The organism is Kribbella sp. NPDC048915 (assembly GCF_040649595.1).
GTDB lineage: Bacteria > Actinomycetota > Actinomycetes > Propionibacteriales > Kribbellaceae > Kribbella.
On the sequence record NZ_JBEZFT010000037.1, the window covers coordinates 1 to 24710 of the forward strand.

At 68.5% G+C, this 24710-nt stretch carries 23 protein-coding genes; 12 read left to right on the top strand and 11 right to left on the bottom strand.

Features of this window, described 5'->3' with window-relative positions:
* The first annotated feature begins 1244 nt into the window (after positions 1-1244).
* Both AB0B82_RS19795 and AB0B82_RS19800 read left to right on the top strand, forming a co-directional pair.
* Positions 1245-1439, top strand: coding sequence for a hypothetical protein (locus AB0B82_RS19795; RefSeq protein WP_360170108.1), 195 nt, complete (start codon positions 1245-1247; stop codon positions 1437-1439).
* Positions 1440-1459: 20 nt separating this feature from the next.
* Entirely contained in the window at positions 1460-2371 is a 912-nt protein-coding gene (locus tag AB0B82_RS19800) for an SPFH domain-containing protein (RefSeq protein ID WP_360170111.1), read from the top strand.
* 25 nt (positions 2372-2396) lie between these two features.
* Here AB0B82_RS19800 and AB0B82_RS19805 read toward each other — a convergent pair whose 3' ends face one another.
* Positions 2397-4748, bottom strand: a complete 2352-nt coding sequence (locus AB0B82_RS19805; RefSeq protein ID WP_360170114.1) for a BTAD domain-containing putative transcriptional regulator — start codon at positions 4746-4748, stop codon at positions 2397-2399.
* A 298-nt stretch (positions 4749-5046) separates the two neighbouring features.
* Between AB0B82_RS19805 and AB0B82_RS19810 the strand changes: the two genes are divergently transcribed.
* The 3 genes from AB0B82_RS19810 (at position 5047) to AB0B82_RS19820 (ending at position 7371) form a co-directional block, all read left to right on the top strand.
* Positions 5047-5760 carry a L,D-transpeptidase family protein gene (locus AB0B82_RS19810; RefSeq protein WP_360170117.1) on the top strand — a complete coding sequence of 238 codons (714 nt, stop codon included), beginning with the start codon at positions 5047-5049 and terminating at the stop codon, positions 5758-5760.
* 41 nt (positions 5761-5801) lie between these two features.
* Positions 5802-6599, top strand: a complete 798-nt coding sequence (locus AB0B82_RS19815) for a hypothetical protein (RefSeq protein WP_360170120.1) — start codon at positions 5802-5804, stop codon at positions 6597-6599.
* Positions 6600-6873: 274 nt separating this feature from the next.
* The gene (locus AB0B82_RS19820) at positions 6874-7371 is read left to right on the top strand and encodes a glyoxalase (RefSeq protein ID WP_360170123.1); all 498 of its coding nucleotides are present in this window, start codon (positions 6874-6876) and stop codon (positions 7369-7371) included.
* 80 nt (positions 7372-7451) lie between these two features.
* On the opposite strand, the gene AB0B82_RS19825 is transcribed toward AB0B82_RS19820, so the two are convergent.
* Positions 7452-8318: an alpha/beta fold hydrolase gene (locus tag AB0B82_RS19825; protein ID WP_360170126.1), complete on the bottom strand. Its 867-nt coding sequence runs from the start codon at positions 8316-8318 to the stop codon at positions 7452-7454.
* An 87-nt stretch (positions 8319-8405) separates the two neighbouring features.
* On the opposite strand from AB0B82_RS19825, the gene AB0B82_RS19830 reads away from it, so the two are divergent.
* The 4 genes from AB0B82_RS19830 (at position 8406) to AB0B82_RS19845 (ending at position 11131) form a co-directional block, all read left to right on the top strand.
* Complete coding sequence (locus AB0B82_RS19830) at positions 8406-8927, top strand: CGNR zinc finger domain-containing protein (RefSeq protein WP_360170129.1); 522 nt, start codon at positions 8406-8408, stop codon at positions 8925-8927.
* 243 nt (positions 8928-9170) lie between these two features.
* On the top strand, positions 9171-9524 hold the full coding sequence (locus AB0B82_RS19835) for a hypothetical protein (protein ID WP_360170132.1): 354 nt from the start codon (positions 9171-9173) through the stop codon (positions 9522-9524).
* Positions 9505-10548, top strand: coding sequence for a caspase family protein (locus AB0B82_RS19840; RefSeq protein ID WP_360170135.1), 1044 nt, complete (start codon positions 9505-9507; stop codon positions 10546-10548). Before AB0B82_RS19835 ends, AB0B82_RS19840 begins: the two co-directional genes overlap by 20 nt.
* Before the next feature lie 241 nt (positions 10549-10789).
* On the top strand, positions 10790-11131 hold the full coding sequence (locus AB0B82_RS19845) for a DUF2200 domain-containing protein (RefSeq protein ID WP_360170138.1): 342 nt from the start codon (positions 10790-10792) through the stop codon (positions 11129-11131).
* A 234-nt stretch (positions 11132-11365) separates the two neighbouring features.
* Here the strand turns inward: AB0B82_RS19845 and AB0B82_RS19850 are convergent, their stop codons facing one another.
* From AB0B82_RS19850 to AB0B82_RS19885, 8 genes are all read right to left on the bottom strand, one after another.
* Entirely contained in the window at positions 11366-12745 is a 1380-nt protein-coding gene (locus tag AB0B82_RS19850) for an amidase (RefSeq protein ID WP_360170141.1), read from the bottom strand.
* Positions 12746-12756: 11 nt separating this feature from the next.
* Positions 12757-13521 (bottom strand): SDR family oxidoreductase, encoded by a 765-nt coding sequence (locus AB0B82_RS19855; RefSeq protein WP_360170144.1) that lies wholly within the window; start codon positions 13519-13521, stop codon positions 12757-12759.
* A gap of 115 nt (positions 13522-13636) precedes the next feature.
* Entirely contained in the window at positions 13637-15070 is a 1434-nt protein-coding gene (locus AB0B82_RS19860; RefSeq protein WP_360170147.1) for an aldehyde dehydrogenase family protein, read from the bottom strand.
* Positions 15067-15924, bottom strand: coding sequence for an ATP-binding cassette domain-containing protein (locus AB0B82_RS19865; RefSeq protein ID WP_360170150.1), 858 nt, complete (start codon positions 15922-15924; stop codon positions 15067-15069). The genes AB0B82_RS19860 and AB0B82_RS19865 overlap by 4 nt, the downstream gene beginning before the upstream one ends.
* A complete protein-coding gene (locus tag AB0B82_RS19870) occupies positions 15917-16870 on the bottom strand; it encodes an ABC transporter ATP-binding protein (protein WP_360170153.1) in 954 nt (317 codons plus the stop codon). Before AB0B82_RS19870 ends, AB0B82_RS19865 begins: the two co-directional genes overlap by 8 nt.
* Entirely contained in the window at positions 16867-17685 is an 819-nt protein-coding gene (locus AB0B82_RS19875; RefSeq protein ID WP_360170156.1) for an ABC transporter permease, read from the bottom strand. Before AB0B82_RS19875 ends, AB0B82_RS19870 begins: the two co-directional genes overlap by 4 nt.
* The gene (locus tag AB0B82_RS19880) at positions 17685-18629 is read right to left on the bottom strand and encodes an ABC transporter permease (protein ID WP_360170159.1); all 945 of its coding nucleotides are present in this window, start codon (positions 18627-18629) and stop codon (positions 17685-17687) included. Before AB0B82_RS19880 ends, AB0B82_RS19875 begins: the two co-directional genes overlap by 1 nt.
* Positions 18626-20137, bottom strand: a complete 1512-nt coding sequence (locus AB0B82_RS19885) for an ABC transporter substrate-binding protein (RefSeq protein WP_360170162.1) — start codon at positions 20135-20137, stop codon at positions 18626-18628. The genes AB0B82_RS19880 and AB0B82_RS19885 overlap by 4 nt, the downstream gene beginning before the upstream one ends.
* A 109-nt stretch (positions 20138-20246) precedes the next feature.
* Between AB0B82_RS19885 and AB0B82_RS19890 the strand changes: the two genes are divergently transcribed.
* From AB0B82_RS19890 to AB0B82_RS19900, 3 genes are read left to right on the top strand one after another with little or no spacing between them, the layout of a single operon-like run.
* Positions 20247-21005: a FadR/GntR family transcriptional regulator gene (locus AB0B82_RS19890; protein WP_360170165.1), complete on the top strand. Its 759-nt coding sequence runs from the start codon at positions 20247-20249 to the stop codon at positions 21003-21005.
* Positions 21006-21059: 54 nt separating this feature from the next.
* Positions 21060-22709, top strand: coding sequence for an FAD-dependent oxidoreductase (locus AB0B82_RS19895; RefSeq protein WP_360170168.1), 1650 nt, complete (start codon positions 21060-21062; stop codon positions 22707-22709).
* The gene (locus tag AB0B82_RS19900; RefSeq protein ID WP_360170281.1) at positions 22709-24094 is read left to right on the top strand and encodes an ATP-binding protein; all 1386 of its coding nucleotides are present in this window, start codon (positions 22709-22711) and stop codon (positions 24092-24094) included. The genes AB0B82_RS19895 and AB0B82_RS19900 overlap by 1 nt, the downstream gene beginning before the upstream one ends.
* A gap of 52 nt (positions 24095-24146) precedes the next feature.
* On the opposite strand, the gene AB0B82_RS19905 is transcribed toward AB0B82_RS19900, so the two are convergent.
* Positions 24147-24680, bottom strand: a complete 534-nt coding sequence (locus AB0B82_RS19905) for a hypothetical protein (RefSeq protein ID WP_360170170.1) — start codon at positions 24678-24680, stop codon at positions 24147-24149.
* Positions 24681-24710 lie beyond the last annotated feature (30 nt).

Genomic DNA, 24710 nt, shown 5'->3' on the forward strand with positions numbered 1-24710 from the left:
CCACCGACCGCAACAACTACAAGATCACCCACACCATCCACATCCACGACGGTTGACAACCACACCCCAGCCCTAACTGAGCGGCATTGGGGTTGACCCACCGTGAGGGGCCTACGGGATCCACCGCGGCCGCGGTCCCCAGGAGACTCCAGGCAGCACGCGGCACCACTCGCCCCACGCCGAGGCACCGCCCGCATGCCTACACCGCCCGCATGCTCACACCGCCCGCATGTCTGCGCCGCCCGCACTGGCCGCACTGGTTGGACCGCCCGCACTCCCCGCACTGGCCGCACTCCCCAGCACTCCCCAGCACTCGCCGCACTCCCCCGCAGTGGCCGCGCTCACCGCACTCACCGCACTCCCCCGCAGTGGCCGCACTCGCCGCACTGCCTGCATCGCCTGCATCGCCTGCATCGCCTGCATCGCCTGCATCGCCTGCACTGCCTGCACTGCCTGCACTGCCTGCACTGCCTGCACTGCCTGCACTGCCTGCACTGCTGACCATCGAAAACGCTCCTAGATGATTGATGCGCGGCCCGAAGGTGTGCACGCTCGACAGTTAGTGTGGTGCGGGCGGGTGTGTTCGGTGTCTGGTTCACGCTCAGCTGTGGCCCCTGGCGCGGGAGACGTCCTGTCGACCTGACACACGCCACACACGCCACACGCCACCCAGGCCACATGCCCGAGGTTCCCCGGCTCCATCACCGCGACCACCGAATCCAGACCAGGCCGTGCATCAATCATCTAGGAGAGTTTTCCCCACGACAGTGGAGGATTCCTCCCGCCATATGCGGGAAAACCCTCCATAGATCCACGGCTCGAACAACCCCCACTCCCCGATCGCCCCCATCACCCCACGCTCATCCCCACGACCCCGTCTCGACGCCCCACCTTCACGACCCCATCTCACCGCCCCACCCGCACGACCCCTCGCGTCCACGTCCACCCCACCCCCGGCAGAACCCGACCCACAGATCAGGCAGCAGGCCCGCGTTTCCTGTCTGCAGCCCCCGCCGCCTGTCCACGCTCCCCGCTTCCTGTCCGCAGTCCCGCCTCGTGTCCGCAGCGTCCGCCTCCTGTCCGCGGTCCCCGCCTCGTGTGCACGGGCGCCGCCTGGCTTCAAGGAGGCCGCCGCGGACCGCCGTGGCCGCAAGAGGCCAGCACCGCAGTACGAATAGGGCTCCGCCCGCGGCACCCCTTAGGCTTCGGGAACTGATTCGTGCGCGGCGACGTCGGAGGGACACATGGTAGGCAAGCGGGGGCGGGTGATCGGCCGCATCGGACCGGGGATCGTCGGCGAGGTGATGCTGCCGGTCCGGGGTGCCACCGAGGCCTTCTACGCTTACCCGGCGACGGACGAGGTGATCGAGGTGGGGACCCAGGTGGTCGTGGTCGACTACGACCCGCCGCGCACCGTCTACGTCGCCCGCGCCTTCTAACTTCGTTCCCTGGAGGGGAAATGCCCTGGACGTACCTGATCATCGCCGCGGCGGCGGTGGTCGTCCTGCTGCTGCTGTTCCGGATGGTCTGGCGGGTGGCGGAGCCGAACGAGGCCCTGATCATCTCGGGTCTCGGTGCGCGTTCGAGCGCCGAGCAGCTCAACGAGACCCTCGGCTTCAAGATCGTCGTCGGCCGGGGCACCGCGGTGCTGCCCGGTTTCCAGACGGTACGGCGGTTGCCGCTGGACATCCGCGCCACGCCGCTGACTGTGACGTGTGTGTCCTCCCAGGGCATCCCGCTGCACATCAAGGGCGTCACGGCGTACAAGGTCGGTGACGACTACGGCTCGATCGCGAACGCCGCGCGCCGGTTCCTCGAGCAGAGCGACGAGCAGGTGATGGGCAGCACTCACAAACCACCCACTCACTCGATGACGCCACGCTCAGCGGGGCAGCGCGAGAGCGGGTGCAGCGAGGTTGGTGAGTGCTGCAGGTCCGCGGTAGGTAGGGTGGCCGACATGGCGGAAGAGTTTCGGGTTGAGGTGGTGCTCGGGAGTGACGAGCACGGGTTGACGTTCTGGGAGCGGATGCGCGCGCTGGATCTGGACGACGACGCGCGCAAGCGGCTCGGGAGTCAGGTGACGGTGACCCGGGACGGGAACCGGCTGCTGATGTACACCCACACCCTCGAGGACGCCCAGGAGGCCGAGCGGACCGCCAAGGAACTGGTGACCGACGACAAGCTCGAGGCGGCGTACACGATCACCCGCTGGAATCCGGCCGAGCAGGAGTGGACCGACCCGAGTGTCCCGGTCGGCCCGCACGACGCCGAGGACGACGCCGAGAAGAACGCGAACATGGAAGTCCCCGACCCGCGCTACGTCGTGATGCAGGCCTACAAACCAGAATTCCTCCGCGATCTCGGGCTGTAGAACCTCTGCGCGACACGTCAAGACCTCAGCGCGGTACGTACCCCGACGTACGGACGAATTCGTCAGCCAACTCTCGATGCCGCCGGGCCGTGTCGACCTGGCCGAGTGTCTCGTAACACTCGGCCACCAAGGTGTTCGCATGGACCTCCCCGGTCCGGTACTCGACGGCATGCTGTTCGACCAGCGCCGCGAGTGCGAGCTCGAGCGCACGTTCCGCATCGCCCTCCCGGAACGTGCACTCGGCGATCCGGCAACGCGTCTCCGCGAGCAGCGTCCCGTAGCCTGCCCGGTTGGCCAGCGCCTCCGCGTGCGTGTCCCGGAAGTTGCCGAGGTGCAGTTTATTCATCGACTGGTTGAGCAGCGCCGTGGGCAGGCGGGCCGTCTCGCCGAGAGACCTCATCAGGGCGATGCCGGAGGCCAGCAGCTCCGACGATCGGCGCAGCCGGCCCACGTCGTTGTACGCGAGGCCGAGGTTGCACAGCAGCGCCGCCGCACCGAGCGCGAACCCGCCCTCGCGGTACAGCTCGATCGCCGTGCCGGTGTGTTCCATCGCCCGCGCCGCGTCCGCCGTCGTCCGCGCAAGGACCCCGAGCGCGTGGTGCATCGCGCCGCGACCGAGCAGGTCCGGTGCCGCGGCCTGGCCGAGGTCGACGAGGTTTCGCCAGATGTTGTTCAGGCTGTGCTGATACAGGTACGGCCGGACGGCGTCGGCGAGCAGCCAGACGACCTCGCGCGGTCCGGACTCGAGGGCGGTGGTGGCGACGGCCTCGATGTTCGCGAGCTCGAGCTCGATCCAGGCGGCGGGATCGCGCGGGGCGACACCGCCGTACGTAGTGATCGGCAGCCGGACCGCGTTCGGGAACAGGGCCGTGACGACGGCGTCCGCGGTACCGAGGTACCACGAGCAGAGCGCGGTCCACGCCGCGGCGTCGGGCGGCGCGAGCTGGGCGGCGTACTGCTTCACGAGGTCATGCATCACGTATCGCGCGTCCCCGACCGGTTGAAGGAGGCCCGCGGTCACGAGGCGACTCAGCACGTCGGCGTAGCCGGCACCGATCAAAGCCTCAGCCGCGCCGTCACCGAACTCGGCACCGGGAAACTGCGACAACAGGCGAAACCCTCGCTGCGTCGCGTCGTCGAGCAGATCGAAGGACATCCGGAACGCCGTGCCGACGGCGGTGTCATCGTCGATGGCGAGCGTCGGCAACGCACCGGCCTGCCGCATCCGGTCGACGTACGCCGGCACGGTCTCGCGCGCCGCGTTGGCGCCCGCGATGCGCAGCGCCAGCGGCAAACCGGCGCACATCGTGACCAGCTCGGACAGCGCCGCGGTGTTGGCGGCGTCCACCAGCGTAGCGACCAACGTCGCGCCGTCGTCGGGCGTCAGGACCGGCACTCGAAGTCCGATCGCGCCGTCGAGGGCGACCAGTCCGTCCAGCGAGTTGCGGCTCGTCACCACCACGGCGCTACCCGAGGTACCCGGCAGCAGAGGGCGGACCTGGTCGGCCGAGCGCGCATCGTCGAGGACGAGAAGCACGCGACGGTCGGCGAGCCGAGCGCGGAACAGCCCCGCGCGCGCGTCCCGGTCGTCCGGGACAACGGACGGGTCGATCCCCGAGGCCCGGAGCAACTCGACCAGGACATCGTCGCCGCGCCGCGGTTGGTCCGACGCGCCGCGAAGCCGCACGAACCATTGCCCGTCCGGGAACTGCTCGCCCAACCGATGCGCGACGCGGACCACCACCGCCGTCTTCCCGATACCCGGTGTGCCGGACAGGACGACGATGGGCACGCCGTGCGGTGCACAGACCAGCTTCGTGACTTCGTCGACGAGGTCGTCGCGACCGACGAGGTTGCGGATGTCGAGCGGCAACTGGTTCTGCCGCTGCCAGTCGCCACCTTCCGACGCGTCGTCGAGCGTCTCGGTGAGAATCGCTTGCCGGAGCGCGCGGAGATCGTCAGTGGGATCCAGACCGAACTCGTCGGCGAGTCGGTGCGCGATCGCGTCGTACGCCGACAGCGCCTCCGACTGCCGCCCGCAGCGGTACAGCGCAGTCATCAGCAGCATGGCCGACCGTTCCCGCAACGGTTCCCGGGCGCTGAGCGTCCGCAGGTCCGGCAGTACGTCGGCGTGCTCGCCGCGCGCCAGGCGAGCGTCGTAGTACTGCTCGATCGCTGTCAGCCGTTCCTCTCGCAGACCGACCGCGACGGTGGGCTCGACGCTGACCGGGTCGCCGCGCCACCGGTCGAGCGCGCGGCGCAGATGCTCGACCTGGCGCGCCGGTTCGGCCGCGGCGGCGGCCAGATCGGAGCGGAAGGCAACCAGATCGGTGGGTTCGGCAGCGACCAGGTATCCGCGTCCCCGGGTCTGCAGCACGTCCGAGCCGACGATGTGATCTCGAGCGGACCGAGGACGTGGAACTCCATCCGCCTAGTTTGGCAGTCACGGATGCCACTGCGTCGACGAACGGAAACGCGGAACTCGGCAACGGTTCGGTGACGGTGGGCGATGGTGAACCCTCCCGGCGATTAATCTCGGTGCGTCGTTGCACGTTCACGCGCCGTCCTTCTGCGACGCTGAAAAGTGCTGAGGGAGAGGGGAATCCGTGACTCGTCGACGTGGTCTCGCTGCCGGTGCCGTCGTGTGTTCGTTCGTCCTGGCAGGGTGTTCCGATGTGGCCGCGGTCGAGTCGACGCCTTCTCCTACCGCTACTGCCAGCAGCGCAAACCCTAGTACGTCGCCCAGTACGACGCCGACCGCCAAGCCCACGACGACGACGCCTAGTGCGAAGCCGAAGCCCAAGGTGAAGCAGAAGCCGCAGTACTACGCACTGCGCGTCGAGCGGCAACTGGAGAAGCTCGGCTACCCGGTGGGCGACGTCGACGGTGACATCACGGCTCGCGCGAAGCAGGCACTGTGCGCGTGGCGCGAGACCCACGGCCTGCCGGTCAGCCGCGGCGGCCTCACCCTGAACGACGCGTACTCGGTGCTCAACGCAACGAGTCGCCCGGTGCCGACCAAGGAGGACGGCATCTACGTCAACAAGACCTGCCAGGTGCTGTACCAGGTCGTCAACAAGACCTACAAACGAATCGTCTGGGTCTCGACCGGTGCCCCCGGGTACGACACCCCGAACCGCACCGGCAAGGTCTGGCGCAAGTGGGCCGGCGCGCACGAGAGCAGCCTGTACGAGGACGCGTACATGTACGACTCGATCTACTTCCTGAAGGACCGTCCCGGCATCGCGCTGCACGGCTCCCGCGTCAACTCACTGGTCAGGCCGTACCCGGCCAGCCACCGCTGCGTCCGCGTCATGCGCCCCGAAATCAACCACATCTTCAAAGAAACCCCCATCGGCACCAAGGTCCAGGTGTACGGCGACTACTGACGTCGGCGCATCGGTGATCCCTGAATCCTCGAGTACTCCACATGGCAAAACGACGGCGCCAGACGACGCCTGCCGCGCCCCAGGATGCACCTGCTCAAGGCGCCGCAGGTAACGCCCTCCCGCCGGTGCAGGAGATCCTTCAGGCGCTCAAGCCCTATCTCGAGTTGCTGGGCGTCGCCGGCGCCTTGGCCATTCCACTCGCTGCGGTCCGAGTCTTGGCAGTCGCGGGCTGGAACCGGGAGACAGCGCTGGCCCTGGTCGCCAACTCCAGTACCGGCGCACTGGCCGTGGCGTTGCTGGTGCTGGCCGTTCCGTTGGTCATCGCCTTCTGGATCACCGCTACCGTGATCGATGCTTTCGCACCGGGCGCCACCGGCAGGATCCCCAAGTTCCTCGGAATCCTCGCGCTCGTCGCGATCAACACGATGATCGCCCTGAGCTGGTTGGAGATCGTCGCCTACGCGTTTCTTCCTGCGATCGCCGGCACCGCCACGTGCCTCTGGGCGCGCAGACTCGGGCATCCGGGCTACCAGAACGCCACCCGCGATTGGCTGGGGGGAATGGCGGTGGTGTTGGGCGCCGCGGCGTTCAGTCTGGCCGGCAGCATGTGGCTGCCACCCGAGCGAGTCGTCATCGACGGCGAGCCGGAGCTGGCGTACGTACTCGGGTCGGAGGACGACACCTATGTCGTGTTTCTCGCCGAAGACAACGTCGTCGCCAGGGTGCCGCACGCGCAGATCCAGGATCGCCAGTACTGCATGATCGCGGAGCGCAACCCGATCCGGAAAGACGCGACCGGACTGCCGCATTGTCCCGGCTTCAGTTGGTGGCCCTTCTGATGTCCCGCGACCGACGCAACCCTGGACCGGATCAGCTTCGTCAGCGGCCTGATCCGGTGAGCGATCGAGGTTGGTCAGGAATCGAGAAGCGGGGGTGTTCTGGGCGCGATTAGCGTGCTGGCATGACCACGATCGACAGCATCACTCTCGAAGTAGCCGACCTTGTGCGCGCCGAGGAGTTCTATGCCTCGGCCTTCGGACTGGGCTCCAGGCTGACCCTGGTCCAGTCCGACTCCCCCACCTCCGGTTCCGTGGGTTCACGCTCTCGCTGGTCGTGTCGCAGCCGGCCATGGTGGACAGTCTGATGGGCACCGCGCTCCAGGCCGGGGCGACCGAGCTCAAGCCCGCCGCCAAGTCGCTGTGGGGTTACGGCGGCGTTGTCGAAGCTCCGGACGGAAACATCTGGAAGGTGGCGACCTCCGCGAAGCGCAACACCGGGCCCGACACCGGACAGATCGACGCCTTCGTCCTCCTGCTCGGCACCACGGACGTCGCCGCCAGCAAGCAGTTCTACGTTGCGAACGGACTGCCGGTGGCGCGCAGCTTCGGACGCAAGTACGTCGAGTTCCAGGCGGCTCCGGGCGCTGTCCAGCTCGCGCTGTACGGCCGTAAGGCACTGGCCAAGGTCGCCGGCGTCGCACCTGACGGTACCGGCTCGCACCGCCTCGTGATCAATGCGGATCACGGCTCTTTCGTCGACCCGGACGGGTTCGCCTGGGCGCCGTCCGCCCACCACCAAACCGAGGAACAGCGAGCCTCCAGCAACGCCTGATGCGCCCGCGCCCTAGTGGAACCAGCACGCGTCGACCGACAACGGCAGCCGTGGTCAAGCACCGCGGCTGCCATCCGATGTCAGCTCGGGGAAAGATATTTGGCGAGGAAATCGCGGGTCAATGCAGCCACCTCGTCACCGGCGCTTTCCAGGAGGAAATGACCGCCGTCGAGCAGATGAATCTCGGCCCGCTCCGTGTCGCGCGCAAACGCGCGCGCCCCGTCCGGCCCGAAGAACGGGTCGCCCTTCCCCCACGCCGCGAGGACCGGGATCTGATTGGCGCGCAGCCAGTCGTGCAGCTTCGGGTACAGCGGCGGATTGGTCGCGTAGTCGAGGAACAGCTTCAACTGAATCTCCGCGTTGCCCGGACGCGAGAGTGCCGCGTGGTCGAGGATCCAGGTCGCCGGCTCGAGGACGGTCTCGTCCGCGACGCCCGCGGTGTACTGATACCGGGTCGCGTCGAGCGTGAACACCTCGCGCAACGCCGCCTCGGTCTCCGGGGTCTGCTCCTTCTGGTACGCCCAAACTGCCTCCCAACCGCTGGAGACGAACCCTTCCTCGTAGCCGTTGCCGTTCTGCGTGATCACGGCCCGCACGGCCTCCGGGTCACGGACCGCGAGCCGCCAGCCGATCGGGGCGCCGTAGTCCTGGACGAAGATCGCGTACCGCGTGACGCGCAGCTGATCGAGCAGTTCGGCGGTGATGTCGGCCAGGGCGTCGAAGCTGTACTCGAACTCGTCGACCGACGGCGCGTCCGACAGCCCGAAACCGAGGTGGTCGGGGGCGATGACCCGGTACCCCTCGAGCTGCGGGATCAGGTTGCGGTACATGAACGAGCTCGTCGGGAAGCCGTGCAGCAGCACGATCGTCGGCTGCTCGGGCGATCCGGCCTCCCGGTAGAAGATCCGCCGGCCGTCGACCGTCGCGTAGCGGTGATGCACACCCATCCTTCTAACCTCCATAGCTTCGAATGACAGTTATAAGAGAAACACTGGTACTCTAACCCTGTCAATGCCGCAATGGAGGTTAGAAGGATGGCGAAGCTCACCTCGCCTGACGAAGGGCTGCTGCTCGCCCTGCTGAACACCACACCGACCGTCGCCGGCGAGCGGATCGATCAGCTGGCGCGCGCGGACGATGCGCGTGCTTGGCTCGCGTCGTACGGCGGAACGTCGGCGGAAGATCTCGAGCTGCTGCGCTCGACGCGGGACACGCTGCAGGCCCTGGTCAACGGTCAGGTCGCGGCGACCGCGCTGGCGCCGGCCCTGTCCGGAGTCAGCTACAACGCGGTGCTTGGAGACTCCGGCATCAGCTGGGAGCTGGCCCTCCCCCGCGACCACGCCGTCGCCGCGCGGGCAGCCGTGGCGTGGGACATCCTGCAGCGCGAAGCGCCCGGTCGAGTACGCGCCTGCGAGAACGCGGCGGAATGCAGCCTGTTCCTCATCGACCACTCCAAGAGCAACAGCGCCCGCTGGTGCTCGATGTCCAACTGCGGCAACCGCATGAAAGCCCGCCGTCACTACGAACGCCGCCGCAACACCCAGCCAGCGAAGTAGCCCGGCCCACGCCGGCACAGGTACCACTTTGTGCACCCGATCCGCACTTTTCGAGCCGCGCAGTACGGACGTGGTGCACAAAGTCGCGCTCAAAGACCCCGCCACCAGCGGCACCCTCACCCACCAGGCCACATCAGCGTTGGTAGTCCGCTGACGCCGCGCCGGTCCCACGTGCTGACCGGTGATCAACTGAGACAATGTGGCAGCCGCAGGATCGTCATCGCACACCGGAAGGGGCTTGGAATGGACGCTGGTATTCGTGTCACAGGCGGAAACGATGGTGATCTGATCGCGTTGCATGACTGGCTCAACAGCGAGGACGAGTTACGAGGGCGCGTCGGAATCGCCGAAGCAGTGATCGGCGAGTCCGAACTAGGCTCGTTGCCGGAGCTGCTGACTGTGGCGTTCAGCGCGGGCGGTGCCGGCTCGGTGCTCGCCTCGTCCCTGATCACGTGGCTGAAGACGCGCCAAACGAGTGCGAAAATCACTGTCGAGTCGGATGGGCGTTCGGTTACGTTCGACATCACGACCGCTCACGACTTACGGCCGCTCGTGGAAGAGGTCTTGAGATCAGGCGATGACAACCGACCACGTTGAGTACGGCGCTTCGCGTGCAGTACTGATCGGAGTTTCTCACTACGACCATGCCGGGTTCACGCCCTTGCCTGCAGCGCAGAACAGCGTGGCTGCCATGCACGCGATGCTGTCCGACCCGGCCTTGTGCGGCTGGTCGCCCGGCCAGATCACCGTCATCTCCAACCCAAGGTCCGTTTCCGAGCTCGGCATCCAGCTGACTGAGCTGGCCAAGGAAACCACCGGCGTTCTACTGCTCTACTACGTCGGCCACGGCGTCGTGACCGAGCGCGCGGAGCTCTGCTTGACCGTGAGCTCGACGCACCCTGGACACCCGGGCATCAGCGGACTGCGATGGGAGACCATCAGGCACGCGTTCCTCAACTCAGCTGCTCGCGTACGGGTGGGGATCCTGGACTGCTGCTTCTCCGGTCGAGCGATCGAGGCCCTCTCCGGACCTGACGAACAGCTGCTCGCCGATCTCGCGGACATCCGCGGCTCCTACGTCCTCACCGCCTCGAAAAGCAACCGCACGGCTCACGTGCCGCCTCCTGACCAGCAGCTGACGGCGTGCACATCCTTCACCGCTGAACTGAACGACCTTGTCCGTGCAGGGATGCCTGGCAAGCCCGATTGGCTCAGCTTCTCCGACATCTACCCAGCGCTGCGGCAACGGCTGACAGCCAAGGGTTTGCCGGCACCCGATCGCCGAGGCACCGACACCGCCGATCAGTTCGCATTCACCGCGAACGCGGCGACTCGAGGCTCCTCACCAGCGCACCCCACAGCACTGGCGCCACCGGCGCGTACGTCTGATCACGGCCGATCGTCCGGCGGCAGCCGGGCGCGCACTTCGCCGATGATCATCAGCGCCGCTGAGGGCGTTGTTCGACAGCAGGAGCAACGTGTTGCGAGGCTCTTGGGCGATCTCGAGCACGCACGGGCGACCGGCGACACGAGCAAGGTGGCGAGCGTGGAAGCGGAACTCAGAAACGTTCGCGCGCTGTTGGCTCAGGCGATCAAGAGTCTTGACGAGTACAAGAGCTGACTACCACAACTGACTGCAGAGGAGTCCCGCAGCCACGCAGGTTCAGGGCTCGATCAGTGCGGCGAAGGCCGACGACGATTTCTCGCGCAAGGGCATGGCCGTCACGGCGCAGTGCTCGCCGACAGGTGACTCCGGACCCTACCGGTCCGACCGGTCCGACGGGTCACAAGCAGTGACTCCCCGAGGTTGGGCGAGTGGGGCGATGTCTGGACAGCAGTACGGCGTTCGCTAGCTTTGAACGATGAGCCGAATCTTCACGGTCAGTTTCGCTTCCGTGTATCCCTTGTACGTGACGAAAGTCGAGAAGAAGGGCCGTACGAAGGCGGAGCTCGACCAGGTCATCGAGTGGCTGACCGGGTACGACGCCGACACGGTGAAGCGTCACCTGGACGCCGAGACGACCTTCGAGGATTTCTTCGCCGGCGCACACCTCAATCCGAACGCGTCGTCGATCACCGGCGTGGTCTGTGGCGTGCGCGTCGAACACATCGACGACCCGCTGATGCAGCAGATCCGCTACCTGGACAAACTGGTCGACGAGCTCGCCAAGGGCAAACCGATGAACAAGATCCTCCGAGCCTAGCCGGGTGGTCGTTGCTCATCCGATGACCGGCCTGGGTGTCCCGCCACACCGCGTTCACTCAGTTCCTGACCAAGGCGGTCGACCGGTTGGGCGCCGTCGGTCAGGGCTTCGGTAGTCAGGACCTGGATCTGGACGGCTCGGTGGACCGATAACGCGACAACAGCGCGTCATCAGGAACGTGTGCCGCCGCCGGCGTGATCGGTGCGGGCGAGCGCCGTTCATCGGACCAAGTCGTCACCCCACTGGCCAGTCTCGCTGCTCGGTACGCCGGCTGTCGAGGTATGAGGCCAGCGCGAGGGCCTGCAGATCCTGGTGATGCGGTACGGCGAGTTGCGCGCCGATCGGCAGGCCGGACGTCGACCAGCCGACATTGACCGTGGTCGCGGGGTGGTGCGACATGTTGTACGGCACCGTGAACGCGATGTGCTCGAACGGCTTTCCCGGATCGTCCGTCGGGTACGCAAGCTCGGCGCGGAAGGCCGTGATCGGGGCGACCGGCGACAGCACCACGTCGTACGACGCGAACACCCGGCCGACCGCGGCGGCCATCGCACCCATCTGGCTGTACCCGGCGAAGACGTCGGTCGCGGTGAGATCGGACGCCGTCGACACCCAGGAGCGGATCTGCGGCAGCACCTTCGCGCGACGTTCCTCGGGCAGCGCCGCGATGTCGATGGCGGAGCGGATCCGCCAGAAGTGGTCGAGGCCGTCGAGCATCTCGCGGGTGATGATCGGCGCGATCGGTTCGACGATCGCGCCGCCCTTCTCGAGGACGTCGGCCGCGGCCGAGACCGCCGCGGTCACCTCGGGGTCGACCGGCAACCCGACGCCGGCGTCGAGCAGCAGCGCGACCCTGAGCCCGGCGACGTCCACGGTGAATTCGTCGGACGCCGGCGGGATCGACGTGTGGTCCCGCGGGTCGTACCCGGACATGACGCGCAACGCCAGCGCCGCGTCGGCCGCCGTCCGGGTCAGCGGGCCGATCGCGCGTCCGGCGTACGGTGTGCCGACCGGGATCCGGCCGTGCGTCGGCTTGAGTCCGACCAGTCCGCACCAACCGGCCGGGAGCCGGATCGATCCGCCGATGTCCGTGCCGACGTGGATCGGTCCGTACCCGGCGGCCGCCGCGGCAGCCGCGCCCGCGCTCGACCCACCGGACGTCTTCGACAGGTCCCACGGATTGCGCGTCAACGAGTGGAAGGTCGAGACGCCCGACGACAACATCCCGTACTCGGACATCGTCGTCTTGCTCACGATCACCGCGCCGGCCTTGCGCAACCGCTCCGCGGCCGGTGCGTCCTCGGTCGCCGGGATCAGTTCGGTGGCCGCGGTTCCTTGCGGTACGGGCGTTCCGCGGGTGGCAATGTTCTCCTTCACGGTCACCGGTACGCCGTCGAGCGCGCCCGCCCTACCGTTGCGCCAGCGACGCTCGGAATCGTGGGCAGCCTCGCGAGCGGCTTCCGGGTCGAGGGCGTACAGCGCATTGAGCTCCGGCTCGCGGGCGGCAATGCGGTTCAGGACGTCCTCGATCACCTCGACCGGGGAGAGCGAGCCGTCGCCGTACCTCGCGAGGAGCTCGGTCGCCGTCAGATCGGCCAGATTGCTGGAGTTCATGGGCAGACTCCTCAGTTCGGTGGGTCGAAGCGGCCGTCGACCGCGGTCCAGCCGCCGTCGACCGCGAGAACGCTGCCGGTGACGAAGCTCGCCGCATCGGATGCGAGGTACACGACCGCGCCGGCGAGCTCGTGAGGTTGCGCCCAGCGCCCGAGCGCCCCCTTGTGCGCGTAGGCGTCGTACCAGTGCTGGTCGGCCTTGATCTGCGCGGTGAGCGGGGTCTCGACGACGCCCGGGGCGATCGCGTTCGCGCGGACACCGGACGGGCCGAGTTCGGCGGCGACGGTGCGCAACAGCTGGACGAGTCCGGCTTTCGTTGCCGCATACACCGATTGCCCCGGCTCGACCGTCGTACCGCGGATCGAACTGAACCCGATGATGCTGCCGCCGCCGCGCTCGGCCATCCCGCGGCCGAACGCCCGCACGAGCTGGAACGACGCCCGCAGGTTGAGCGACACGACCCGGTCGAACTCCTCGCCGGTGTAGTCGAGGATCCGCTTGCGCACGTTGGTCGCCGCGGTGAACACCAGCACATCGACCGGGTCCAGGTCGGTGACCGCCCGTTCGATCGCGGCGTCGTCGAGCACATCCAACGCGTACGCCGCCAGCTCGCCATTCGCCGTTTCCCGAGCAGCGGCGAGGTCGCGGTCGGCGCACGTGACCCGGGCGCCGTGCGCCGCCAGGGCGAGCGCGCTCTCCCGGCCGATCCCGCTCCCCGCGCCGACCACCAGCGCGTGCTTTCCGTCCAGCCGGAAAAGGTTCGCGTACTCCGTCATCGCCGGCTCACCTCCTTCGACCTCGTGCCCCGGATCCGCTCGAAACCGCGACTTTGTGCACCGGATCCGTAGAAAACAGCGCCGGCGGTACGGATCTCGTGCACAAAGTGGCTGGTCATGGGCGCGGGCGGATGATCGCCATCCGGGTCGTGGTGAGTTCCTCGATCGCGAAGCGCGGGCCTTCGCGGCCGGCGCCGGAGTCCTTCACGCCGCCGTACGGCATCACGTCCGAGCGGAACCCGGGAACGTCGTTGATCACCACTCCCCCGACCTCCAACCGGTCGATCGCCGTGAAGGCGGTGTCGAGCGACGCCGTGAACACACTCGCGTGCAGCCCGTACCGCGTCGCGTTGACGGCGTGCAGTGCGCTGTCGATGTCCGGTACCGAACGCACCGCGATCACCGGCCCGAAGATCTCCTCGTCCCAGGCCGGCAACCCGTCCGGTACGTCGGTCAGCACGATCGGCCCGAGGACGTCGCCCGGAGCCTCGTAGGCGATCGATGCGCCGGCGTGCACCGCGTCCGCGACCCACTGCCGCACGCGGTCCGTCGACGCCGGGTTGATGAGTGCGGACACCCGTGTCGCCGGATCGCGTGGGTCGCCGACAACGACGGTGGGCAGCCGCGCACCGAGCTTCTCGAGCAGCGCATCCCGGACAGACGCCACGGCGATGACGCGCTGCACCGAGATGCAGGCTTGGCCGGACGCGTAGTACCCGCCGCGCACGATCGCGTCGGCGGCCGCGTCCAGGTCGGCGTCCCCGGCAACGACGAGTGCGGAGTTGGAGCCGAGCTCGAGCAGTACCTTCGTCGGCGCCGCGTCCCGCGCGATCCGGTGCCCGACCGCGGCCGATCCGGTGAAGGACACCGCACCGATCCGGCTGTCGGTGGTCAGGGTCGCGCCGACGTCCGGTCCGCCGGTGATCACCTGCAGCGCACTCTCCGGCGCGCCGGCGTCGGCCAGCGCCGCGCGCATCAGGTGGGCCATCCACAGCGTGGCGAGCGGTGTCTGCGGCGCGGGCTTGACGATGATCGGGCAGCCGGCCGCGAACGCGGGCGCGATCTTGTGCGCCGCGAGCAGCAACGGATAGTTGAACCCGGTGATCCCGACGACCACGCCGATCGGTTTCCGGACCCAGAACCCTTGCAGTCCCGCGCCGCTCGGCAGCAGGTCGAGCGGCACGGTTTCCCCGTGCAGCCGCGCGACTTCCTCGGCGGCCGTCTCGACGGTCAGCAGCGTGCGATCGATCTCGACCCGGCAGTCGACCAGCGGTTTGCCGGTCTCCAGCACGAGCAGCTCGACGAACTCGTCACGGGCCGCGAGCAGCTCCGCATGCACCCGCTGCAAGACGTTCCGGCGGACGTACGACGGCAGGCGGCCGACCGTTTCGCGGACGCTCAACGCGTGATCGAGGGCTGCCCGCGCCAGCGCGACGTCCCCAACCGGCGCCTCCGCCACGGTCGAACCGTCGTACGGGAAGACCACCGGCGCCGTCGTCGGCGCCGAGACCCAGGACTCTCCGATCGGCAGGCCGGCTGGAAACTTCATGCGGGATCTCCCTTCCCGAGCAGGTCGGACGTGGTCGCACCGGAGAGCGCCCGTTGCAGGGTCGGGATCGCCGACACCAGGCGCTGCGTGTAGGGATGCTGCGGGGCGGCGTACACCTCGTCGGTCGCGCCGGTCTCGACGACCTCGCCGGCGTGCATCACGGCCACGCGGTCGCAGACGTGTTTCACCACGGACAGGTCGTGGGAGACGAACACCAGCGTGAGATTCAGCTCGTCGACGAGGTCCGAGATCAGGTTCAGGACCTGCGCCCGAACGGACACGTCGAGCGCGCTGACCGGCTCGTCCGCGACCAGGATGCGCGGCCGCGGCGCGAGCGCGCGGGCGATCGAGATGCGCTGCCGCTGGCCGCCCGAGAACTGGTGCGGGTACCGGTCGCCGGCGTCCGCGGACAGACCGACGGCCTCGAGCAGTTCGCGGACCCGCTGCCCGGACGCCGGGTGCCCTTGGACGACGAGGGGTTCGGCGATGATGTCCCGCACGCGCATCCGCGGATCGAGCGAACTCATCGGGTCCTGGAAGACCAACTGGAGGTTCTCCCGTAGCGGGCGCAGGCGGCGCTCCGGGAGGCGGGTGATGTCGGTGCCTTCGACAATGATTTTCCCCGACGTGGCGCGGTCGAGGGCGGCGATCAGTCGCAGCAGCGTCGACTTGCCGCAGCCGGATTCGCCGACGATGCCGAACCGCTCGCCTTCCTTGATCTCCAGGCTGACGCCGCGCAGCGCGTGCACGACCGGCGCCGGGCGGGTCAGCGAGGTCCGCGGGCGGGTGTAGTCGCGGACCAGATCGACGACCTTGATCGCGGTGCTCGCCACCGGTGGGCCGGGTTCAGTCATCGGCATCTCCCGCCGGGTGATGGCAGGCGAACCCGCGCGCCTCGTCGCCGGTCCAGGCCGGGGTCTCCTCGCACATCGCAGTGGCGTGCGCGCACCGGGTCCGGAACACGCAGCCCGACGGGAAGCGGCCGGCGGGCGGTACGTTCCCGGGGATCGTGGTGAGGCGACCGGACGTGCTCACCAGGTCCGACGCCCCGAGCAGACCTTGCGTGTAGCGGTGGCGGGGCTTCGTGAACACCTCGGACACCGGACCCGACTCGACCACGCGCCCGCCGTACATGACCAGCACTCGTTCGCAGACGGTCGCGACGACGGCGAGGTCGTGGGTGATGAACAGCAGCGCGGACGATCGGTCCATGACCCCGCGGACGATCAGGTCGAGGACGAGCGCCTGGACCGTGACGTCGAGGGCGGTCGTGGGTTCGTCGCAGATCAGCAGTGCGGGATCGTTGGCCAGGGCGAGCGCGAGGACGACTCGTTGCCGTTGGCCACCGGACAGCTGGTGCGGATACGCGCGGAGGGTCTCGGCCGGCAACTGGACGCGGTCGAGCAGTTCCGCGGCTGCCGTACGGGCGGCAGGCTTGGCGAGGGTCTTGTGAATGAGCATCGCCTCGGTGAGCTGGTCGCCGATCCGCATGGTCGGGTTCAGCGCGGTCATCGGCTCCTGGAACACCATCGCGATGTCCCGGCCGCGAACGCGCGACATCCGCCGTTCGTCGGCGCCGACGAGCTCGTGGTCGACCCCTTCGAGTCGTACGGATCCCGCGGCGTGCACGTCCTCGGGCAACAGTCCGAGAATGCTCAACGCGGTCAACGACTTGCCGGATCCGGATTCACCGATCAGCCCGACCCGCTCGCCCGCGCCGACGGTCAGGTCGACGTCGGACACCAGCGTGGTGTCCCGGACGGACACCGACAGGCCGCGGACCGTGAGTACGTCGCTCATCGGCGGTCCTCCAGCTTCGGATCGAACCGGTCGCGCAGCCCGTCGCCGAGCAGGTTGAAACCGAGCACGGCAACGGCGATCGCGATCCCGGGGAAGATCGCGAGTCGCGGCGCGCTGAACAGGAACTCCTGGCTCTCCTGCAACATCCGGCCCCACGACGGCGTCGGCGGTGGCGTCCCGTACCCGAGGAACGACAGCGCCGCCTCGGCCAGTACGGCGATCGCGAACGACACCGAGGCCTGCACGGTGATCAGGCTGGTCACGTTCGGCAGCACGTGCCGGACCGCGATCGGGAACGGCTGCCGACCGGCCGCGCGCGCCGCGAGCAGGTACTCGCTGCGCATCACCTGCAACGCCCCGCTCCGGATCACCCGCGCGAAACTCGGCACCGAGGCGATGCCGATCGCGATCATCGCGGTCAGCGTGCTGGCGCCGAACACCGCGCCGAACATGATCGCCAGCAGCAGCGCCGGGAACGCGAGCAGCAGATCGTTGGCACGCATGATGACCTCGCTGGGCCACCGCCGCACCATCGCGGCCAGGATCCCCAGCGGTACGCCGATGACCGCCGCGACGCCGACCGCGACGACGCCGACGAACAGCGTTGTCCGCGAGCCGACCATGATCTGGCTGAGCACGTCCCGCCCGAACTTGTCGGTGCCGAACCAGTGCGACCACGACGGTTTCAGCAACCGCGAGGCAGGATCCACCAGGGTCGCGTCGTACGGCGTCCAAACGAACGAGATCAGGGCCATCGCGACGATGCCCGCGACGATCACGGCGCCGACGATCAGGCTCGGATTCAGGCGTCTCATCAGGCCGCCCGCAGTCGTGGGTCGAGGGCGACGTACAGCAGGTCGACGAGGAAGTTCACCAGCAGGACGGCGAGAACCAGCACCATGACGACGTCCTGCACGAGCAACAGGTCGCGGTTCGACACGCCGTCGAGCAGGAGGCTGCCGAGACCCGGGATCACGAACACACGCTCGACCACGACGGCGCCGATGAGCAGCGTCGCCAACTGCAGACCGAGCACGGTCACAACCGGGACGGCGGCGTTGCGCAGGCCGTGTTTCCACAGCGCCTGGAACGGCCGCAACCCTTTCGCGCGGGCGGTGCGCAGATAGTCCTCCCGCAGTACGTCGAGGACCGCGCTGCGAACGTATCGGGTGAGGACGGCGCCTTGCACCAGGCCGAGGGACAGCGCCGGAAGGATCAGCTGTTTGACGAACATCGCCGGGTCCTGCGCGGGCGGGGTCCACCCGTTCGCGGGCAGCCAGCCGAGCTGTACCGCGAAGACGACGATCAGCAGGATGCCCGCAAGGAACGCCGGGACCGCGACACCGACCTGCGACAGCGCCGACAGCGCCAGCCCGGACAGTTTGCGATGTCGCGCCGCCATGATCGTCCCGGCCGGAACCGCCACCAGCAGCGCGATCAGCATCCCGGCGACGACCAGCCAGAGCGTGACCTGCAGCCGGTCGAAGACCTGCGGACCGATCTCCGCCTTGGAGATGTACGACGTCCCGAGGTCGCCGCGGAACAGCCCGCCCATCCAGTCGACGTACTGCACCGGCAGCGGCCGGTCGAGGCCGAACTGCCGGCGCAGTTCGGCCACTGCCTCGTCGGACGCGTTCACGCCGAGCGCGACCTGGGCGGGGTCACCCGGCAGCACCGCCATGAACGCGAAGACCAGCACCGACGACACCGCCAGACTGACCAAGAACACGCCGGTGCGCTCGATCAGGCGGAGAATCATCGGGCGAGCTTGGACAGATCGAAGTTCTCGGTGATCGCGTTGGCCGGCAGGCCCTTGAGGTCCTTGTCCGCGACCATCAGGTTCGGCAGCAGGAACAACCAATCGCCCGCGGCCTGCTCGGACAGCCGGCGCGCGGCCTTCTTCAGGTTCTCGGTCTGGGCGGCCTCGTCACCGGAGTCCGCAGCGGCCAGGTACCCCTGGAAGGTCGGATCGTCGTACCGCGTGTAGTACTTCGCGTTGAAGACCGCGCCCATGTCCCGCGGCTCGACGTGCGCAATGATCGACATGTCGTAGTCCGCGTTCTTGAACACGTTCGTCAGCCACGCCGCCGGGAACTCCTGCTGGTCGATCTGCACCTGCAGGCCGGCCTGCTCCAGCTGGCTCTTCACCACCTGGCCGCAAGACGTTGCGTACGGCAACGTCGGGAGCCGCAGCCGGAGCGTCTTGCCGGCCGCACCGGACGCCTGCAGCATCGACTTGGCCTTGGTCAGATCGAACGGCGCGACGTTCGTGAGGTCCTCGTACCACGGGTCGGTCGGCGGGACCATGCTGCCGATCAGCTTCCCGCGCCCGGCCCAGCAGGTGTCCAGCAACGCCTTGTGGTCGATCGCCATCCGAATGCCCTGGCGGGTCCGGACATCCTTGAACAGCGGCAGCGAGTTGTTGAACGACAGCAGCACCTCGCCGTTCGTCGTCCCCTCGATCACCTGGTACTTGTCGTTGCTGGTGAACTGGCTGAGCGCCTCCGGCGCCTGCACCGTGCCGATCACGTTGATCGTGCCGGTGAGCAGGGCGTTGTTCAGCGCGGTCGCGTCCTTGAAGTACTTCAGCGTGATCTGCTGGAAGAACGGCTTCGAACCCCAGTAGTCGTCGTTGCGGGTGAGGACGATCGAGTCACCGCGGTTCCACTTCGAGAACGTGAACGGCCCGGAGCCGACCGGCGCGGTCGCCAGCGCGCCGACACCGCTCTCGGAGAACATCGCGCCGATCCGGGTGGTCATCCGGAACAGCCAGTCGTTGCTGGGCTTGGCCAGCGTGACCTGCAGCTGGGTCGGCGACAGCGCCTTGCTCTGCGACACGACGTCCATCGCCGCCTTCAGCGACGTCGTCCACGCGGTCTTCACCCGGTTGATGCTGAACACCGCGTCGTTCGCGGTGAACGGCTTGCCGTTGGTGAACTTCGCGTTGTCGACCAGGTCGAAGGTGTACGTCGTACGGTCCGGCGACACCGTCCACGACTTGGCCAGCGACGGCACGATCTTGCCGGACTCGTCCTGCTTCACCAGCGTCTCGTAGACGTTGCCGAGCAGCGCCTGCGGGATCGCGGCGCCGTCGGTGGTGGTGAAGTCCAGGCTGGCCGGCTCCGCGACCAGGCCGATCGACAGGTTCTGGTCGCCGCCCGGCGAACTGCCGGACGACGCACCGGATCCGGCCGAGCAGGCCGTCAGGGCGAGCAGCGCGGCGGCGCCGAGGAATGCGACCGCTCGGGTGCTGAACGACGGTTTCACGTCTACTCCTCCGGTGCGCCGAACTGGTCTGACCAGTGGACTGGGTCGTAATGGGCCACTAGGTTTGTCCCCTGCGTCAGGTCCTGTCAAGCGACTGGGGGTGTGCCGGATGACAAAGAGTCCGCGGTTCCAGCCGGTGCAGCCCGTGCGCGCCTACCAGCGGATCGTCGAGCAGATCGAGGACGCCCTGGCTCGCGGCGACCTGGTGCCCGGTCAGCGGCTGCCGAGCGAGCGCGAACTGGTCGGGCAGTTCGCGGTCAGCCGGTCGACCGTCCGCGAGGCGCTGCGGGTGCTGGAGAGCAACGGCGTGGTCCGCTCCCGCCCCGGCGACCCGAACGGGCCCGAGATCCTGCCGTTCTCCTCGTCCGCGCTCCGCAAACAGGTCGCCCGGCTGGCCCGGGTCGACGAGCTGACCCTCAGCGAGCTGATCGGGTTCCGGATGATCATGGACGGTGCCGCGATCCAGGTCGCGTCCCGGCTGCGGACCGCGGAGGAACTGGCGGAGCTCGAGGCGACCCTGGTCGCGATGCGGACAGCCATCGACGTCGACTTCGACGCGTTCAGCGAGGCCGACCTCGCCTTCCACGAGCTGATCGCGCGGATCAGCCGCAACTCGCTGATCCAGACCTGCAACGAGGTCGTGCGCGGCGTCGTACTCGGCCTGATCTCGGACAAGATCGCGCACGCGCCGAACAGCCGCGCGCTGATGCTGGAGTCGCTGCAGCACCACGCCGAGGTGGTGGACGCGATTCGGGCCGGCAACGGCCAGGCCGCGGCCCGCCTGGCCCGGCAGAACATGTTCGACTACTACGCCGGGTACGTACCCGACTCCGAGCAGGAAACGTTGCGAGCGCTGATAGAGGACTGAGAGCCTCCCATGGCATTCTGACGGGAACGGTTCACTGCTGTGGGGGGCACGAGCGTGAGCAAACCCGCGATTCTCTCCGTCGACGACGATCCGATGGTGTCCGCCGCGATCTCCCGGGACCTGCGCCGCCGGTACGGCGACGCCTACCTGGTCGTCCGCGCGACGTCCGGTGATCAAGCCTTGGCCGCGCTCACCAAACTCGCCTTGCACAACCAGCCGATCGCGCTGGTGGCGACCGATCAGCGGATGCCCGGGATGACCGGGATCGAGCTGCTCGAACGGGCCCGCGAGTACGCCCCGAGCGCGAAGTACCTGCTGCTCACCGCCTACGCCGACACCGAGGTGGCGATCCGCGCAATCAACGAGATCGGCCTCGACTACTACCTGCTCAAGCCATGGGATCCGCCCGAGGACCAACTGTTTCCGGTCGTCGACGACCTACTCGACGACTGGCGGCTCGCGCATCCCGAGCACACCTCCGACGTCCGTGTCGTCGGCAACCGCTGGTCGGACCGCGCCCACGAGATCAAGACGTTCCTCGCCCGCAACCACGTCCCGTACCGCTGGTACGACGTCGAGCGCGATGCCGAAGGCCAACGCCTGCGCGAACTCGCGGACGCCGCCGACCACCACCTTCCGCTGGTTCTGATCCCCGAAGGCGACACGCTGCGCTCTCCCACCGCGCTCGACCTCGCCTCGGCGCTCGGGCTGCGGACCCGCGCCGAACAGCCGCTGTACGACGTGTGCATCGTCGGCGGCGGACCCGCCGGGCTGGCCGCTGCTGTCTACGCCGCCTCGGAAGGGCTCAGCACCGTCATCGTCGAACGCGAGGCGCCGGGCGGACAAGCCGGGCTCAGCGCCGCGATCGAGAACTACCTCGGGTTTCCGCGCGGCCTCACCGGATCCGATCTCGCGCAGCGGGCTGTCGCGCAAGCGTCGCGGTTCGGCGCGGAGATGGTGCTCGCCCGGTCGGTGGTCGGGCTGGAGGCGCGCGGCCCGGTCCACGCCGTACTGCTCGAAGGGTCCGGCGAGATCGAGGCCCGCGCAGTGATTGTGGCCACCGGCGTGTCGTACCGCAGCCTCGACGTCGACGGACTGGCCGGCTTCACCGGTCGCGGCGTCTACTACGGCGCGACCGCAAGCGAGGCCGGTCAGGTCCAGGACGACGAGGTGTACGTCGTCGGCGCGGCGAACTCGGCCGGGCAGGCGGCGCTCAACCTCGCCCGGTACGCGAAACGCGTCGTCCTGCTGGTCCGCGGTACGTCGCTCGAGGCGTCGATGTCGCGCTACCTCGTCGACAAGATCGCCGAGACGCCGACGATCGAGGTGCGGTGCCGGACCGAGGTCGTCGGGTGCCGTGGCGACGGACATCTCGAGGCGCTGACGCTGGCCGAACGGACCTCCGGCCGCATCGAGGAAGTGCCGGCGAGCTGGCTGTTCGTCTTCGTCGGCGCGATCCCGCGGACCGACTGGCTCGGCGACTCGGTCGCCCGCGACGACAAGGGGTTCATCGTGACGGGACCTGACGTGGTGGCACCGGACCGGTGGCCGTTGCCAAGACCGCCGTACGCGCTGGAAACGAGCCTGCCGGGCGTGTTCGCGGCCGGCGACGTCCGGCTCGACTCGATGAAACGCGTGGCGTCCGCCGTCGGCGAGGGCGCCATGTCGATCTATCTCGTCCACCGCTACCTTGCGACGCTGTGATGCACGCCGGCGAGCTGCGGGACATGGCGCTCTTCACCGGGCTGACCGACGCGCAGCTCGAAGAACTCATCGACGGCAGCGCCGAGGTCGCGATCGAGCGCGGCGTCGACCTGTTCCACGAGGGTGAACCCGCGGACTTCTGGTGGGTGCTCGTCGACGGCGCGATCACGCTGCACCGCAAGATCGGCCGCGAGGACACCGTGATGGGCAAGATGGACGTCCCGGGGCGGTGGGCCGGCGGGTTCCGCGCGTGGGACGAGCACGGCCTGTACCTCGCGAGCGGCCGGGGTCTTGCCGAGGGTCGTGTGTTGCGGGTGCCGGCTGTGCTGCTGCGCGAGCGGATCGACGAGTGGTTCCCGCTCGCCGGTCACCTGATCAAGGGTGTGTACGGGACGGCGCGAGCGATCGAGTCGACCGCACGGCAGCGCGAGTCGCTGATCACGCTCGGCGCGCTGGCGGCCGGGCTGGCGCACGAGATCAACAATCCGGCGGCCGCTGCGGCGCGCTCGGTCAGTGCGCTGGACACCGCGTGCGACACGCTGCTGTCCGCGCTCCGCAGTCTCGCGGAAGGTGCGGCTACGGCTGCGCAGTTCAGTGCACTCGACGAGCTGCGGCTCGAGCTCGGCTCGTCGACAGTGGCACCGGACCCCGTCGACCTCGCCGATCACGAGAACCGGATCGCCGACTGGCTCGACGACCACGGTGTCGAACGGTCCTGGTTCGTCGCGCCGCCGCTCGCCGCGGCCGGCGCCGACGTGGCGTGGTGCGAGCGCGTCGCTGCCGTACTCGACGACGACGGTCTCGGGCACGGACTGGAATGGGTCGCCAGCACGCTGTCGGCCGCCACGTTGCTCGGCGAGGTCAAGGAGTCGACACGGCGGATCAGCGAGCTCGTCGCGGCGGTGCGCTCGTACTCACAGCTCGACCGCGGCTCGATCCAGACCATTGACGTGACCGAGGGCATCGAGACCACCCTCGTGATGCTCGGCCACAAGCTCCGCGACGGCGTCGAGGTGGTCCGCGAGTACGGCGACGTACCGCGGATCGACGCGTACGCCGGTGAGCTCAACCAGGTGTGGACCAACCTGATCGACAACGCGGTCGACGCGATGAACGGCAGCGGCACCCTGCGGATCAGTACGCGGACCGACGGCGACCGGGTCGTGGTCGCGTTCACCGACACCGGGCCCGGGATGCCGCCGGAGGTCGCGGCGCGCGCGTTCGAACCGTTCTACACGACCAAGGACGTCGGCAAGGGCACCGGTCTCGGGCTGGACATCGCGCAGCGGATCGTCGCCGAGCACCACGGCGGCACGATCGAGGTCACGTTGCGGCCGGGGGCGACCACGTTCGAAGTGCGGCTGCCGCGGCAGCCGGCCGGCTGAGCGCGCCGTACCGATGCTCGGTGGCGTGCCGGTGCTCGGTGGCGTGCTCGGATCAGCTGTCGTGCTCGAGGATGCGGACCAGCGGGACCTTGAGCAGCTTGCGGGCCTTGGCGGTCCAGTCGGAGCAGACGAACGCCGCCGCGGTCTCCGGCCAGGCGACCACCACGACCTCCTGGCAGTCGGTCGTCCGGACCATCTGCATCAGCGCGAGCAGCACCTCGCCGTGGGTGATCGACACGTGCACCGGATACCCGCTGGCCGTCCGCAGCCGCCGCGAGCTGTGCTCGATCACCGAGGCCAGATCGACGGCCGGATCGGCGAGCACCGCCGTCGGTGTCCGTCCGGGTCCCTCGTCGGCCGCGCGGCCGCCGGTCGCGACCGGGGTAGCGCCGCCGGTCAGACCGGCCACGTCCTCGAACGACGTCCCGAGCAAGGCCATCGGGCCGCCGAAGCCACGCTCCGGATGACTGGAGACGAGCAGGTTGTATTCCACCGGTTCTTCACGTTTCGCGTGCAGGGCGGCAACGCGGCGCGCGTCGCCCTCGCTCATCTCCCGCTCGATGAGCACCACCACGTTGTACGTCATCGTGGCTCCCTTCGCCTCACTTCCGTTGTA